The sequence below is a fragment of the Mycobacterium sp. NGS69 genome (genome assembly GCF_059812165.1).
This window is the reverse complement of record NZ_JCALCD010000001.1, coordinates 628,588-643,118: the sequence shown is the minus strand read 5'-3', so window position 1 is coordinate 643,118 and position 14,531 is coordinate 628,588. Positions and strand designations below refer to the sequence as shown.

15 protein-coding genes and 1 pseudogene are annotated in these 14,531 nt (G+C 69.7%); 8 read left to right on the top strand and 8 right to left on the bottom strand.

Annotation, left to right across the window (positions count from 1 at the left end):
- The first annotated feature begins 53 nt into the window (after positions 1 to 53).
- From AC5Y2S_RS03330 to AC5Y2S_RS03320, 3 genes and pseudogenes are all read left to right on the top strand, one after another.
- Positions 54 to 1,418 (top strand): PE family protein, encoded by a 1,365-nt coding sequence (locus AC5Y2S_RS03330; protein ID WP_499953757.1) that lies wholly within the window; start codon positions 54 to 56, stop codon positions 1,416 to 1,418.
- A gap of 223 nt (positions 1,419 to 1,641) precedes the next feature.
- Positions 1,642 to 1,719 (top strand): annotated as a pseudogene (locus AC5Y2S_RS03325) (hypothetical protein); the annotation flags it as partial.
- 94 nt (positions 1,720 to 1,813) lie between these two features.
- Entirely contained in the window at positions 1,814 to 2,272 is a 459-nt protein-coding gene (locus AC5Y2S_RS03320) for a universal stress protein (protein WP_499953755.1), read from the top strand.
- Between the two features lie 85 nt (positions 2,273 to 2,357).
- On the opposite strand, the gene AC5Y2S_RS03315 is transcribed toward AC5Y2S_RS03320, so the two are convergent.
- The 4 genes from AC5Y2S_RS03315 to lysA form a co-directional block, all read right to left on the bottom strand.
- Entirely contained in the window at positions 2,358 to 2,852 is a 495-nt protein-coding gene (locus AC5Y2S_RS03315; RefSeq protein ID WP_499953754.1) for a hypothetical protein, read from the bottom strand.
- A gap of 236 nt (positions 2,853 to 3,088) precedes the next feature.
- A complete protein-coding gene (locus AC5Y2S_RS03310; protein WP_499953752.1) occupies positions 3,089 to 4,876 on the bottom strand; it encodes a PE family protein in 1,788 nt (595 codons plus the stop codon).
- Positions 4,877 to 4,987: 111 nt separating this feature from the next.
- Positions 4,988 to 5,794 (bottom strand): rhomboid-like protein, encoded by an 807-nt coding sequence (locus AC5Y2S_RS03305; protein WP_499954363.1) that lies wholly within the window; start codon positions 5,792 to 5,794, stop codon positions 4,988 to 4,990.
- 11 nt (positions 5,795 to 5,805) lie between these two features.
- Entirely contained in the window at positions 5,806 to 7,143 is a 1,338-nt protein-coding gene (lysA, locus tag AC5Y2S_RS03300) for a diaminopimelate decarboxylase (protein WP_499953751.1), read from the bottom strand.
- Between the two features lie 217 nt (positions 7,144 to 7,360).
- On the opposite strand from lysA, the gene AC5Y2S_RS03295 reads away from it, so the two are divergent.
- From AC5Y2S_RS03295 to AC5Y2S_RS03285, 3 genes are all read left to right on the top strand, one after another.
- Complete coding sequence (locus tag AC5Y2S_RS03295; RefSeq protein WP_499953750.1) at positions 7,361 to 7,639, top strand: hypothetical protein; 279 nt, start codon at positions 7,361 to 7,363, stop codon at positions 7,637 to 7,639.
- A gap of 78 nt (positions 7,640 to 7,717) precedes the next feature.
- On the top strand, positions 7,718 to 8,551 hold the full coding sequence (locus AC5Y2S_RS03290; RefSeq protein ID WP_499953748.1) for a mycofactocin-coupled SDR family oxidoreductase: 834 nt from the start codon (positions 7,718 to 7,720) through the stop codon (positions 8,549 to 8,551).
- A gap of 10 nt (positions 8,552 to 8,561) precedes the next feature.
- Entirely contained in the window at positions 8,562 to 9,764 is a 1,203-nt protein-coding gene (locus AC5Y2S_RS03285; RefSeq protein ID WP_499953747.1) for a cytochrome P450, read from the top strand.
- Between the two features lies 1 nt (position 9,765).
- Here AC5Y2S_RS03285 and AC5Y2S_RS03280 read toward each other — a convergent pair whose 3' ends face one another.
- Positions 9,766 to 10,320: a TetR/AcrR family transcriptional regulator gene (locus AC5Y2S_RS03280; RefSeq protein WP_499954361.1), complete on the bottom strand. Its 555-nt coding sequence runs from the start codon at positions 10,318 to 10,320 to the stop codon at positions 9,766 to 9,768.
- A 170-nt stretch (positions 10,321 to 10,490) separates the two neighbouring features.
- Here AC5Y2S_RS03280 and AC5Y2S_RS03275 point away from each other — a divergent pair, with 170 nt between their 5' ends.
- Together AC5Y2S_RS03275 and AC5Y2S_RS03270 are read left to right on the top strand one after the other, a co-directional pair.
- Complete coding sequence (locus AC5Y2S_RS03275) at positions 10,491 to 11,195, top strand: SDR family NAD(P)-dependent oxidoreductase (RefSeq protein ID WP_499953746.1); 705 nt, start codon at positions 10,491 to 10,493, stop codon at positions 11,193 to 11,195.
- Positions 11,196 to 11,207: 12 nt separating this feature from the next.
- Positions 11,208 to 11,594 carry a PPOX class F420-dependent oxidoreductase gene (locus AC5Y2S_RS03270; RefSeq protein ID WP_499953744.1) on the top strand — a complete coding sequence of 129 codons (387 nt, stop codon included), beginning with the start codon at positions 11,208 to 11,210 and terminating at the stop codon, positions 11,592 to 11,594.
- On the opposite strand, the gene AC5Y2S_RS03265 is transcribed toward AC5Y2S_RS03270, so the two are convergent.
- From AC5Y2S_RS03265 to AC5Y2S_RS03255, 3 genes are all read right to left on the bottom strand, one after another.
- Positions 11,578 to 12,741, bottom strand: a complete 1,164-nt coding sequence (locus AC5Y2S_RS03265; protein ID WP_499953743.1) for a zinc-binding dehydrogenase — start codon at positions 12,739 to 12,741, stop codon at positions 11,578 to 11,580. The genes AC5Y2S_RS03270 and AC5Y2S_RS03265 overlap by 17 nt on opposite strands.
- A gap of 89 nt (positions 12,742 to 12,830) precedes the next feature.
- Entirely contained in the window at positions 12,831 to 13,817 is a 987-nt protein-coding gene (locus AC5Y2S_RS03260; RefSeq protein WP_499953742.1) for an SDR family NAD(P)-dependent oxidoreductase, read from the bottom strand.
- A gap of 19 nt (positions 13,818 to 13,836) precedes the next feature.
- On the bottom strand, positions 13,837 to 14,520 hold the full coding sequence (locus tag AC5Y2S_RS03255; protein ID WP_499953741.1) for a cutinase family protein: 684 nt from the start codon (positions 14,518 to 14,520) through the stop codon (positions 13,837 to 13,839).
- Positions 14,521 to 14,531: the final 11 nt, after the last annotated feature.

Here is a 14,531-nt window from a genome sequence, read left to right as displayed (position 1 = left end):
AGACGATGCCGGGTCGCCATGACGCATCGGTCATGACGCGTGGGAGGTGTCCCATGTCGTTAGTGATCGCGACGCCGGAATGGGTGACGGCGGCGGCAACGGATCTGGCGAATATCGGTTCGATGCTCGACGCGGCGAAATCCGCCGCGGCGGCCCCAACGACGGGGATTCTGGTCGCGGCCGAGGATGAGGTGTCGGCGGCCATTGCGGCGGTGTTTTCCGCCCACGGTCAGGGCTTTCAGGCACTCGGTGCGCGGGCGGCGGCGTTTCATGACCAGTTTGTGCGGGCGTTGAGCGCGGGTGCGGGGTCCTACGCCAGCGCGGAGGCCGCCAATGTCGCGGCGTTTGTCGCCAATCCGGCGCAGACGGCAGAGCAGGATCTGCTCGACGTGGTCAATGCGCCTTTCCTGGCGTTGTTGGGGCGCCCGCTGGTCGGCAACGGCGCCAACGCCGCCCCGGGCAGCGGGCTGCCCGGTGGGCCTGGAGGGATCTTGTACGGCGACGGCGGGGCCGGCGGGTCAGGCGCGTTCGGTCAGAACGGCGGTAGCGGCGGGGCGGCCGGGCTGATCGGCAACGGTGGCCCCGGCGGAGCCGGCGCCGGCGGCGCGGTGTCCGGGACCGCTGGCGGTAACGGCGGGGCCGGCGGGCTGCTGTTCGGCCACGGCGGTGCGGGGGGAACCGGGGGGAACGAAGGGGCGGGCAATGGCGGGATGGGCGGCGCGGGCGGGGCTGCCGGTCTGTTCGGCCACGGCGGTACCGGGGGCACCGGCGGCATCACGCAGCTTGTCAACGGCAGCGGCGGGGTCGGCGGCGCCGGCGGTGTGTTCGGCACCGGGGGCACCGGGGGCACCGGCGGGTTCGCGCTTGCCGGCACCGGCGGGGCCGGCGGTGTTGGCGGCAATGGTGGCCTCCTCGTCGGCTCCGGCGGGCTCGGGGGCACCGGCGGCGCCGGCTCCGCGGTCGTCGCTTCGGTGGGGGACGGCGGCAACGGCGGGAACGGCGGCAACGGCGGCCTGCTCTTCGGTTCCGGCGGTATGGGAGGGACGGGCGGCGTCGGCGGCGGCAGCCCCCTCACGCCCGGCGGCGGACTCGGTGGCGCTGGCGGGTTCGGCGGGGCCGGCGGCGTGCTGGCCGGCTCCGGTGGCGCCGGCGGCTTCGGCGGGTTCGGCCTCGGGGCCGGGGGCAATGGCGGTGTTGGCGGCAATGGTGGCCTCCTCTACGGCGACGGTGGCGTCGGCGGCACCGGCGGCAATTCCTTGAATCCCGGCGGCACCGGGGGCAAGGGCGGCAACGCCGTCTTGATAGGAGACGGCGGTAACGGCGGTAACGGCGGGTCCGGCGCGCCGACGGGCGCCGGGGGCCAGGGCGGCACCGGCGGGCTGTTGTTCGGCCTGAACGGAATGAACGGGTTGTCGTAGCCGGACGACAGGGCCGTCGAATTGTTGAATGCCACTACGGGTCTCGGCGGTTTTCTCGCCGACCACTGGAACGCGGACGTAGCGGGACGTGGGGGTGGTTAGTCGTGGTGGTGAGGGCTGGCCGTTTCGTAAACGGCGAAAATTCGCCCGATAACGCCGCGCGCGGCGCAACTCACCGGCCTGGTTTTCTGCTGCCCAGGACAACGCTCAACGCTATTGCACCCCGAAGATGCCGGGCGAGCCGAAACGTGTTCAGCCGAGCCGGGATACGGATCTAACTAGGAAAAACAAGCCGAAGTGAATAGTCGGACTGCTGGCGGCTTCCCCGACACCCGGTTATCAACTTAACCGCCGGGCGCATTGCGCTTGATCTCGTCGGCCCTACACTGGTGGAAATGACCGGCTATCAGACCATCGTGGTCGGCACCGATGGCTCTTACACGTCGATGTTTGCGGTGGACCGCGCAGCGGCGATCGCTGCGGATCAGGGCGCGAAATTGATTGTCGCTACGGCCCATGCCCCCGTCCGCGAGGAAAAGGGTCGCTACGCAATCCCGCCGGGAAGCGACCACGGCGCGGACTACCGGACGCAGCGCGAAACCCCCTTCCGCGAGATCCTGCGGGACGCGAGCGAGCGGGCGTACAAAGCCGGGGCCAACAACGTTGTGAAGGAGGCGATCGTCGGCCATCCGGTCGACGCGCTCGTGCATCTGGCCGAGGAGGTCCATGCTGACCTGCTGGTCGTCGGCAACGTCGGGCTCAGCAAGGTCGCCGGGCGGCTGCTGGGAGCAGTCCCATCCGAAGTCTCCCGCAGGGCCAAGACCGACGTGCTGATCGTCCACACCACCGACTGAGGCACCGTCAGAAAAGCGCGTAGTGCGCATCTGCTCTGTTAGATGTGCCATTGCAGGGTAATGACGGCGGTTTGCGTGCTCACGGTCAGGCTTGCACGAGCAGGCTGATCGCCAGCCGGTCTACGGCTTGGTCGATCCTGTCTTGGCTTTGTAGCTCTATGGCGACGAACGCGCGGGTCAGCTGATAGTCGATCCGGTCGGGCGTGGCGTGGATGTTCATTTCAGGGCTCCGATCTTTTCCGGTCCTTGGTTGAAAGGAACGGTTTATGCTTTCGAATTGATCTCCGCCCAACTGGCATTCACTAGAGATCCTGATCACAAAGCTCCGTTGTGCGGTACTAAGCGCCGTCGGTGAGCGCCCCCGGGACAACCGCAGCCGGTCGCGAGCCGAAACGCGTTCAGCCCTGGGAACGGCGGCGTCGGCGGCAACGGCGGCAGCGGCGGTCTGCTCTTCGGTTCCGGTGGCGCCGGCGGGCTGTTGTTCGGCCTGAACGGAATGAACGGGCTGTCGTAGCCGGACGACAGGGCCGTCGAATTGTTGAATGCCACTACGGGTCTCGGCGGTTTTCTCGCCGACCACTGGGACGCGGACGTAGCGGGACGTGGGGGTGGTTAGTCGTGGTGGTGAGGGCTGGCCGTTTCGTAAACGGCGAAAATTCGCCCGATAACATCGCGCGCAGCGCAACTCACCGGCCTGCGTTTCTGCTGCCCAGGACAACGCTCAACGCTATTGCACCCCGAAGATGCCGGGCGAGCCGAAACGCGTTCAGCCGAGCCGGGATACGGACCTCAAGCCGAAGTGATGTCGGGCCGGTGCTAGCCGCCCGAACCGCCGTGGCCGCCTGTGGCATTGCCGAGGCCGGAGCCCGCGACGGTGACGCCGCCGCCACCGCCACCACCGCCGCTGCCAGCGGTGCCGCCGGTACCGCCGGTGCCGGTGTTGCCGCCGCCTCCACTGCCGGTGCCGCCGGGGCTACCGGGGTTGCCGGCGGTGCCACCGGCACCGCCGAGGCCGTGGCCGAAGCCGGCAACGTCGCCGCCGTCGCCGCCGCGGCCGCCCGTGCCGCCGGTGAATCCGGCTCCCCCTCCGCCTCCGCCGCCGCCGGCGGCGTCGATGGTGCCCGAGGCGCCGAAGTAGCTGGCGTTGCCGCCGCCGCCCCCGCCGGCGCCGCCGCCGGCGCTGGCGCCGGTAGCGCCGGTGACGTCTACACCGCCACCGATCTGACTGGCGGCGCCACCGCCACCGGCTCCGCCGAAGCCGCCTATGCCGCCTGGGGTGCCGCCGCCAGAGCCACCGCTCCCGCCGAAGGCTTGCAGGCCACCACTGCCGACGATCTGGGCGCCGCCGCCGGATCCCCCGGTGCCGCCTACGCCGGAGGATGAGGTGAGAACCCCGCCGCCGGCGCCCCCACTGCCACCGCCCCCGCCGATGGCGAAAGCATTGACGGCGCTGGTGAGGGTGGTGACGGCGCCGCCCGCGCTTCCGCCGTTGCCGCCGTTGCCGCCGATGGCGCCGGCGCCGCCGCCGCCACCGTTGCCGCCGTCGCCGCCGATGACGCCGCCGTCGACGCCGGTGGTAAGGGTGGCGTTGCCGCCGTGGCCGCCGTCGCCGCCCGCGCCGCCGGTGCCCGCGGTGGCGCCGTTGCCACCCAGACCGGCGGCGCCGCCGTTGCCGCCGCCGCCGCCGTTGCCGGCGACACCGGTGCTGGAAATGTCGGCGCCGAGGCCGCCTTGGCCGCCCTGGCCGCCGGTGCCGCCGGTGCCGCCGCTGCCGTTGGCCCCGGCATGACCGAGGGCCCCGGCTAGGCCGCCGGCCCCACCGGCCCCGCCGTTGCCGCCCTGGCCGCCATCGGTGCCGGTGCCGCCGTTGAGAGAGCCCGCGTTGCCGTCGATACCGTGCCCGCCGGTGCCGCCCGTCCCGCCGATGCCGCCGGCCCCGCCGGTGCCGCCGTTGCCGAAGATCATGCCGCCGGTGCCGCCGGACCCGCCCGCTCCGCCATTGCCGCCGGTGCCGCCGTTGATTTTGGCGGGGTCGGGGCTGCCGGCGATGCCGGTGGCGCCGGTGGTGCCCTGTCCGCCGGCCCCGCCGTGACCGCCGTTACCGAAGAACCAGGCGTTGCCGCCGCGCCCGCCGGGCTGCCCGGGCGCGCCGGACCCGCCGTCGCCGCCGGGCCCGAACAACAGCCCGCCCGGCCCGCCGTTCTGCCCTGTCCCCGGCGCGCCATCGGTGCCCTTGCCGATCAACGGGGTTCCCAGCAGCAGCTCGGTGGGCGTGTTGATGACCCCGCGCACGTCTTGCCAAACGGTCTGCAGCGGTGAGGCGTTTGCGGCCTCGGCGGCCGTGTAGGCACCTCCGGCTGCGGTCAACGCCTGGACGAACTGAGCGTGAAACGCGGCCGCCGCAGCGCTCACCTGTTGAAATTCCTGCCCGTGCCCGGAAAGCAGCGATGCCACCGCCGCCGACACCTCGTCCGCGCCCGCGGCCAATAGCCCGGTAGTCGGGGCTGCCGCGGAGGCACTCGCTGCGGTCATGGCCGAACCCAGACTGGCCAAGTCGGATGCTGCCGTTGCGAAAACGTCGGGGGCTGCTACCAGGTACGACATCGCTATCCACCTACCGTCGCGACCCCCGGGCAAATCAGATCGTATCGACGGACCCGCCCGACCGCCATCCCTGGCGATGCATTCGCACCGTTGCCACGAGCAGTACCGCGCCTAAACAGGCTGCGGGACGAATTCCGACCGCGAGGCCTCGTTGCTCGGCCGCGATACCCGGGCGGTGAGAAGCGCGGCCAGCATCCCGGCAAAACCGGCGACCGTGGTCACCGGCGATGACCCGGACAGCATGAAGTACCCCAACGCGGCGCCGCCGATCAGCAAGGCGACGCGCGTGGGGGTCCAGGCGGCCGTCGCAGGCAGCCGATAGGACAGACCGATGCCGAGCAGCAGCGCGAGGACGTGGCCGACGGCGGTGAAGTCCGCTCCCGCGGCCGCCATCAGCGCGATCCCGAGCCACCACCCGACCCACGAGGGTCGCCAGCGCGACGGGATGGAGGCCGTCAGAGCGCCGAGGACACAAACCGCGCCGTAGCTGACTCCCACGTCGCTCGCGTGCGCAATGGAGAACGGCAGCCAGCCGACCTCCACCGCGACGACCAGCCCGGCCGCCACGAGGAGGGTGGCGCCGATATGACCGACGGCGAACGCGATGATCAAACCCCTGCCGCGCCAGATCAATTCGCCCAAAGCCAGCAGGCAGACGAGTCCGGGCAGGCAGGCGCAGATCTCGCCGCCGTCGTCGACGAACGCGCTGCCGATCAGCGTGCTGAGGCGGCCGTGTGCCAAATTGTGCAGGTTGGTGCTCATGCGGCTCACGGCGACCTCGCGGGCGTGCGGACCGAGCGCGGTCAGCATGAGCGACACCGCGACCAGGGCGACGGCATACGCCGCGGTGATGCGCACCGACGCCGCGCCCGACAGGGTCCGCGCTGCCCAACGCTCGGTGCTGTCGCGAATAGTCATGGTGGCCACGGCTATTCGCCTCGATCCGAATGGCCCGACCAGCCCCGGTCCCGGCCGAGCAGGTCTGCGGTGGTTTCGCGGCGCACCAGTTCGCGCGCCCGGCCCGCGGTGACCGCGACCAGCGGCGGGCGTCCCACCACGCTGCAACTCGATCCCATCGAGTAGTGATAGGCGCCGGTACAGGCCACCGCCAGCAGATCGCCGGGATGGATGTCGACGGGCAGCTCGACGTCGCGAGCGATCTCGTCGCCGGCCTCGCAGTACCGGCCCACCACCGTGACCGGGGCGGTGGTCGTCGACGGCTGCCGGTTGGCAAGTGCCACCGTGTATTTCGCGCCGGCGGGAGCCATCCGGGGGTTGTCGCTCATCCCGCCGTCCACCGCGACGAGGGTGTGCCCGTCGGGCCTGCGCTTGACGGCGACCACCCGGAACAGCGTCATCCCCGCGCGCGCCGCGATCGCGCGGCCCGGCCCGATGATGATCCGTGGTCGCGGATAATCGTATTGGGCGCAAGCGGATTGGAGCGCGGCGTCGATGACCGTGCCGAATGCGCGCGGGTTGAAGGCGGGTTCGCCGCTCCGGTAGGGAACCGCATGTCCGCCGCCGAGGCTGAGTTCGGTCAGCACGACGTGATGGCGATCGCGGACCTCCGCCATCAACGCCAGAACCTGCCGGATGGCCGCGCCGTACAGGGCGGCGTCGGCCAGCTGCGAACCCAGTTGGCACTGCAGCCCGACCAGGTCGAGCCACGGCTCGCCCAGGAGGCGCTTGACCGCACCCGCCGCCTGGCCGCCCGCCAGGGCGAAGCCGAATCTCTGGTCGCCGGCGTCGATGTCAGGGATCACCCGGATCAGCACGCGTTGACGACGGCGCACCCGCCCGGCGAGCAGCGCGATCTCGTTCGGGGTGTCGATCACGATTCGGCCCACCCCGGCCGCGACCGCGTCGTCGAGTTCCGCGGCGCTCTTGGCGGTGCCGTTGAGGAGGATGTTCGACGGCGGCACCTCGCCGGTCAGGGCGGTGGCCAGTTCGCCGCCCGAGCAGACCTCCACGCCGGCGCCCTCCTCGGCGGCCCACCCCGCGACGGCCGCACTGAGCAGGGCCCGGCCGGCGTAGATCAGCTCGACACCGGGCAGCGCCGCGCGATAACCCCGGATGCGGGCCCGGAAGTCCTCCTCGTCGAGCACGTAGGCCGGCGTGCCGAACTCGGCCGCGAGCTCGCTGACCGCCAACCCGCCGATGCACAATCGGCCCGTTTCGTCGACGGAGCTGCTCAGCGGCCAGATCGCGCGGTCGAGGTGCGGTCGCACCTCGCGCCGCTGCGACGAAAGCAGCTCGGACAGCGTCATGCTTCCACGGTGCAGGCGCAAAGCGGGCTATGCCGCCTTCTTAACGAAGCTTTCACACGCGTGTGATTAATCTTCACGGAATCATCACGGCGGGCCGGCGACCGGGGTCCGACTAGGCGAAATAATCCGCCGGGATGAAGGGAACGTCGTCGGGCGCCGCGTGACGGGAAGACAGCAATGCCCGCGCGGCGTCACCGATAGGGATACGCAGCGGAAGTTGCGGTTTCTCGGCCCCTTTCACAACGCGGCCGTGGAATCCGCCGGGTCGCTGCCGAGCGCGGACGAGATCGTGCGGGTGCACAAGCAGGAGTTCACCCGCCGCCTCATCGCCGTGGCGCAGCAGGCGGGTGCCGCCGATCCGCACCTGCTCGGCCAGCAGCTGGCCGTGCTGTTCGAGGGCGCCGCGGCGATGGCGACGTCGCTGAACGACACCGCGCCGGTGGTCCACGCCCGGGCCGCCGCCGCCACGCTGATCGATGCCGCGATACGCCCTTGACGAGCGCCTCCCGGGGCTGCTACACATGGCGTGCGCCCAAATTTGGGCGATCGCCCAAATATCGGGATCGAGGTGGCAATGGGCCGGATGGAGGGCAAGGTCGCGTTCGTGACCGGCGCCGCGCGCGGGCAGGGCCGGAGCCACGCCGTCCGGCTCGCGCGGGAGGGCGCCGACATCATCGCCGTCGACATCTGCCGCAAGTTCGAGGCCTCGCCGGCCGACGGGGCGACGCCCGAAGACCTCGACGAGACGGCGGGATTGGTGAAGGACGCCGGTGGCCGCGTCGTCACCGCCGAAGTCGACGTTCGCGATTTCGACGCGTTGCGCGCCGCCGTCGACAGCGGGGTCGAACAGCTGGGGCGCCTGGACGCCATCGTCGCCAACGCCGGCATCGGCACCACGGCGGGCAAGCTGCACAAGACCGACGAGGCGCTGTGGCAGGAGATGATCGACGTCAACCTCAGCGGAGTGTGGAAGACGGTGAAGGCCGGCGTCCCGCACGTTCTCGATGGCGGCCGCGGCGGCTCGATCGTTTTGACGTCGTCGGTGGCCGGCAACAAGGCGTATCCGCACGTCGGGCATTACGTCGCGGCCAAGCACGGTGTGATCGGGTTGATGCGCTCGTTCGCGGTCGAATTGGGCCAGCGCATGGTCAGGGTCAACGCCGTCCTTCCGACGCACGTGAATTCGCCGCTGCTGATGAACGAGGCGACCTACCGCGCCTTTCGGCCGGAGCTGGAGAACCCGGGGCCCGACGACCTGGCGCCGGTGTGTCAGAGCTTCCACTACTTGCCGATCCCCTGGGTGACCCCCGAAGACATCAGCAACGCCGTGCTGTTTTTGGCCTCCGACGAAGCGCGCTACATCACCGGCGTCGCGCTGCCGGTGGATGCCGGCAGCTGCCTGAAGTGAGGAAGCATCGATGACCGTCACCAGCGACACCGACGTCTACTACGACCCCTACGACACCGGCATCATCGCCGATCCGTACCCGACCTACGCGCGGCTGCGCGAAGAGGCGCCGATCTACTACAACGAGCGGTACGACTTCTGGGCGATATCACGGCATTCCGACGTCGAACGGGCGCTGGCTAACTGGGAGACGTTCTCCAACAGGAGAAGCGACATCCTGGAGCTGATCCAGTCGAAATTCGACATGCCCGGCGGCGTCATGATGTTCCAGGATCCGCCCGAACACACGCGGCTGCGCGGCCTGATGTCGCGGGTGTTCACGCCGCGCCGGATGGCCGAGCTCGAGGACCAGATCCGGCGGTACTGCGTGCGGTGCCTGGACCCGCTGGTCGGGTCGGGGGGATTCGACATCATCGCCGAACTCGCGTCGATGATGCCGATGCGGGTAATCGGCATGCTGCTGGGAATCCCTGAGTCCGAACAGGTTTCGGTCCGCGACGCCAACGACGCCAACCTGCGCACCAAACCGGGGACCCCGATGAAGGTCGCCGACGCCGACTCGATCGCCGACGGCCGGATCTACGCGGACTACGTCGAATGGCGTTCCAAGAACCCGTCGGACGACCTGATGACCACGCTGCTCAACGTCGAGTTCGACGACGAGCACGGGGTGCACCGAAAGCTGACGCGCAAGGAGGTGCTGCACTACACCCAGGTGGTCGCGGGCGCCGGCAACGAGACGACGGGCCGGCTGATCGGCTGGCTGGCCAAGGTGCTCGCCGAGCACCCGGACCAGCGCCGGGAGGTTTACCAAGACCGGTCGCTGCTGACCCGGACCGTCGACGAGACGCTGCGGTTCGAGCCCACCGGCCCACACGTCGCCCGTTGGATGGCAAAGGATTTCGAATGCTACGGCAGGACCGTCCCGGCCGGCAGCGCCATGCTCCTGCTGTTCGGCGCCGCCAATCGTGATCATCGCCGCTACCAGGATCCGGACACGTTCAACATCCGCCGCGACAACATCTCGCACATCACCTTCGGCAAAGGTGTGCACTACTGCCTGGGTGCGAACCTCGCGCGCCTCGAGGGCCGCGTCGCGCTGGACGAGATCCTCAACCGGTGGCCCGAGTGGGACATCGACTACGACACGGCGCAATTGGCGTCGACGTCGACCGTGCGCGGCTGGGAGCGCCTGCGGGTCGTACTGCCCTAGGTCAGCCGCGCGGCTTCTTCGGCGTCGGCATCTCGAACCGATCCAGGAACCGGTTGACCAGCTCGATGGCCTCTTCGTGACCGCCTTTGGTGCCGAGAGTCTGCTCGAGGATCAGCGTGCGCCCGACCGCGGCGATGACGACCGCGATACCGGCGGGCGGGAATTCGCTTGTGTCATAGCCGTGTTCGCGGACGATGAAGTTCAGCGCGGTGATCTGCTGCTCGCGCCACCGCTCCTGCCACGCGGAGATCTCCGCCCGGATCTCCTTGCGGTGGTTGGCAAGTCCCATGAACTCCAGCAGCAGCCGGGCGTCCTTGGGTTCGATGAGCGTCTGCCAGAAGGCGTGCAGCGGCCGGTCGGAGGCCAGCGCTTGGCTCTGCCGTTCCAGGTAGGCGGCGGCCCCGCGCCGGAACACGTCGAGGTACAGCTCGTCCATCGTGGGGAAGTAGTAGTGCACCAGGGCCGGTTTGACGCCGGCTTCGGCCGCCACCCGCCGCGACGTAGCGGCGGCGTAACCCTCGTCGACCATGATCCGACTCGTCGCGTCGATCAGCATGTCCCGAGTTGTGGAGTCCCTGGCCATCCCCGACCCTAAATTGGGCGATCGCCAAAAATCAACCGGCCGCCGCGATGACCGGGGGACCACTTGACCGACCTCGCGGAGGGGTGATAGGCAGTGTCGAGCCCACGTGCTGGGCGATCGCTCAGGAAGGCGGGTGGGCGCGGGTGAAGACGGCGGTGGTGACCGGCGGCGCCTCCGGGATTGGCCGCGCGGTCGCGGAGCGATTGCGCAGCGACGGATTCCGGGTGGCCGTCATCGACTTGTCGCCCACCGGCGACGGCTTCGGTTACGTCGCGGACGTCACCGACCGCGCGCAGGTCGACGCCGCGGTGGCGGCCATCCGCGACGCGCTCGGCCCAATCCTGGTGCTGGTCAACGCGGCCGGCGTGGAAGGCTTCAAGAAGTTCCTGGACATGTCCTTCGAGGCGTGGTCGAAGGTGATCGACGTCAACCTGAATGGTGTGTTCCACACCATTCAGGCCGTGCTCCCGGACATGGTCGAGGCGGGATGGGGGCGCATCGTCAACATCTCCTCGTCGAGCACGCATTCCGGCCAGCCGTTCATGGCCCACTATGTGGCGGCCAAGTCCGCGGTCAACGGCCTGACCAAATCGCTGGCCCTCGAATACGGTCCGAGCGGGATCACCGTCAACGCGGTGCCGCCGGGGTTCGTCGACACCCCGATGCTGCGCAGCGCCGAGCGGCGCCAGCTGCTCGGCGGCACCGTTGAGGACCACATCGCACGCACGCCGGTGCGCCGGGTGGGCAGGCCCGAGGACATCGCGGCGGCGTGCGCGTTCTTCGTGTCCGACGAGGCCGGCTACATCACCGGTCAGATATTGGGGGTCAACGGCGGTCGCAACACCTGATAAGCATGAGGTGTGGCTCCCAGTTTTCAGGACGTGATCATGTCCAAGTACCTGCTCCTGACCACCTTCACCAAGGACGGCCGCCCCAAACCCACGGCGATCTGGGGAGTGCCGGACGGCGACAAGCTGCTGGTCATCACCGACGACGGGTCGTGGAAGGTGAAGCGGATCAACAACACGCCCCGGGTGACGATCGCTCGCAGCACCGCACTCGGCAAGCCCAAGGGCGAACCGGTCGAAGGGGTTGCCCGGGTGCTGCCGAAATCCGAAACGCAGCGGGTCTACAACGCCGTGCTCAAGCGGTACTGGTACCACGCCTGGTGGTTCTATGCGCACTCGATCGTGCGCGGCGGCGTCGACAAGGTGCACGTCGGGCTGGAGATCACCCCGGCTGCTTAGCGTCGCTCTTGGGGTCGATCAGGATCTTCGCGTGCGCCTCGGGATCGCCGAGCGCGTCGAACGCGGCCGCGACGCCGGGCAGCCCCACCGTCCCGGTGATCAACGGGGCGACGTTGACCTTGCCGTCGGCGAGCATGTGCAGCGTGTCGCGGAACTCCAGCGGGGTGTAGCCGAGCACGAACCGAAGGTCGGTCTCCTTGTTGATCGCCATCGCCGGGCGGATGTGGTCCGAGCCCATGCAGACGCCGACCACGACGATGCGCGAAAACAGCGGCGCTCCCGCGATGATGCCGTCGATAATGCCTGGGACGCCGACACATTCGAAGATGATGGGGTGCTTCGGCGTCGTGGCGCCGGCGGCTTCGGCGGCGCGCCACACGTGCCACCAGGGCAGCCGCAGCCGTTGCAGCTTCTCAATGGTGCCGACCGCCAGATCGAACGCCTCGAGGATGCCTTGCAGGTGTTTGCCGCTCGCGTCCGTCGTGTAGGGGGAGTCCTGCGCGGGATCGACGACGGTGTCGGCGCCGCAGGCTGTCGCCAGCGCGCGCCGGCCGGGCGAGAAGTCGCTGGCGATCACGGTGCGCACACCGTGCGCCTTGAGCATGCAGATCACCGCGAGACCGATTGGCCCGCAGCCGATCACGATAGCGACGTCACCCTTGCCGACCTCGCCGCGCCGCACCGCGTGCCAGCCGACGGCCATCGGCTCGGTCAAGGCGGCCACCTCGGGCGCCAGCCCGTTGGGGACGGGCAACGTCAGCGACTGCTCGACGAGGAGCCGCTCGGCGTAGGCGCCCGGGGCCATGGTCGACAGCCCGATCCCGTGCACCTCCTTGCCACGGCGCAGCAGCGGCAAGGCGACGACGCGGGTGCCGGTCCGCGGAGCCTTGCGGGTGCCGGGCCCGTAATCGAGCACCTCGCCACAGAATTCGTGACCGAACACCACGTGCTGGTTCGATCGCATGAACGCGTCGTACCCAGATTCGGCCATCACGTCGGCCAGTTCGTCGCAGTGGTGGCGCGCATGCAAGTCGGACCCGCAGATGCCACACCGCAGCACCTCGATGAGCAACTGGCCCTTCGCCGGGGTCGGGGTCGGGGCGTCGACGACTTCGAGCTTTGCATTGGTGCACGTGACGCTCTTCATGCTTCGGATAGTCCTCGGGCGATCGCGAAAGTGCAATGGGCGACGCGTTTCCCGAGTGGACCCGTCGGTAGTTGCACTTTCGCGGGGCCCTAAGAGCCGGCGCTACGCAGGGCCTCGAAGGTGTCGGCCACGGTGTCGCGCGGGTCCCGATAGGTGATGCCGAGTTCTCGCTCGCTGGGCGAGTCGTCCGACGCCGGCATCTGCGTGTAGTACTGCATGCCCGCCGACGTGAACGGCGTCTCGAACGGCAGAAACCGGCCCGCCCGGTCCAGTACCGCCCCGGCCACGCGCAGCGCGGAGTCCGGGATGGGAACCGCCACCATCGTGGTCCCGGCGACCTCACCGAGCATGCTCGCGAGCTCGGCCACCGGAACCCGATGCCCGCCCGCGGTGTAGCGGCGCGGCCCGCGCCCCGGCTCCAAGAGCGCGGCGTGCAGCGCGGCCAGATCGCGAACGTCGACGACCAACCATGCCGCGCTGCGCCCCGGTATCGCGTGCATCTGAACCGCCGCCCTGACGCCCTCGCCGGCCTCACCGAACTGATCGCCGACCGGCGGGCCGAGGACCATGCCGGGATAGGTGATGTTGACGGGTGCGCCGGCGTCCTGCAGCCCGCGCGCATAGATTTCCACCTGCGCCTTGGACGTTCCGTAGCCGTCGGCCCCGCCGACCACCGGCAGGTCCGCGGTGAGCGTTTCCAGGCCGGGATGGAACAGCGCCGTGAAGCTCGAGACATGAATGATCGGATCCAGACCCAGCTCGACGGACTGGCCGAGGACGTTCTGCGCGCCCTGCATGTTCGTCGTCAGCATCTCTTTGGTCTGGCGCGGGTCGGTCGCCACCAGGGCGGCGCTGTGCACGACGGCGTCGCAGCCGCGCAGCGCCTCGCGCACCGACACGCGGTCGGTGATGTCGCCGACGGCGAAGTCCGAGACGTCGACGCCCAACTTGGCGACGGACGTCTTCAGCCGATCGGGATTGCGAACCAGGAACCGGATGGAGTGCCCGGCGTCCGCGATGACCTTGGCGGTCCAACCGCCGACGAATCCCGTGCCGCCCGTGACCAGAACATGCATGCTGCGATTCTGCACGGGGCTACAGATGGCTCGCGGCGTAGGTCGCCGCTTGGTCCGTCATCCCGTTCACCGAATAGGACACGTGCGCGAAGGCGTCGGTGCCGTTACCGCAGATCCCGTCGCCGGGCGCGCACAATTCGAGGGTTTTGGGCTGATACAGCGGGCCGATGGCGATCACCGGTGCGCCGTACTTCTGCAGCCACGGACCCGACGGCGTCCCGAACAGCGTGACGGCGGCGACATGGTTCGCGACCTCCCTCGGCATGGGCTGGGGCACCATCGACGCCGGTACGCCCGGCGGTACGGCCGCTGAGGTGACGAAACCGGCCACCGCCGCCCCCTGGGAATACCCGCCGAGAACCTCGCGGGTCTTGGGGCAGTTCGTCGCCATCGACTCGATGTGCGACCCCGCGTCACGGATGCCGTCGATGACGGTCAGCGGGAAATCGCTGTTGGAAAAGTCGGTGCTGGCGGGGTAATTGACCGGATAGACCCCGAGTGACCGGCCGCCGATCTGCCCGCGCAGCGCATCGACGAACGATCCGCCGATGCCGCCGACACCGGGCGGCTCGCCGGAACCGCGGGCGAACACCACCTCCACGTCGGGGCACGGGTCGGCCGACGACGCGGGCGCGGGGGAGCCCAGCAGCGCGAAGGCGGCACACAGCGCCGCCACTCCCAGGGATGTCGTGAATCGGCGCATGTTCGTAGACC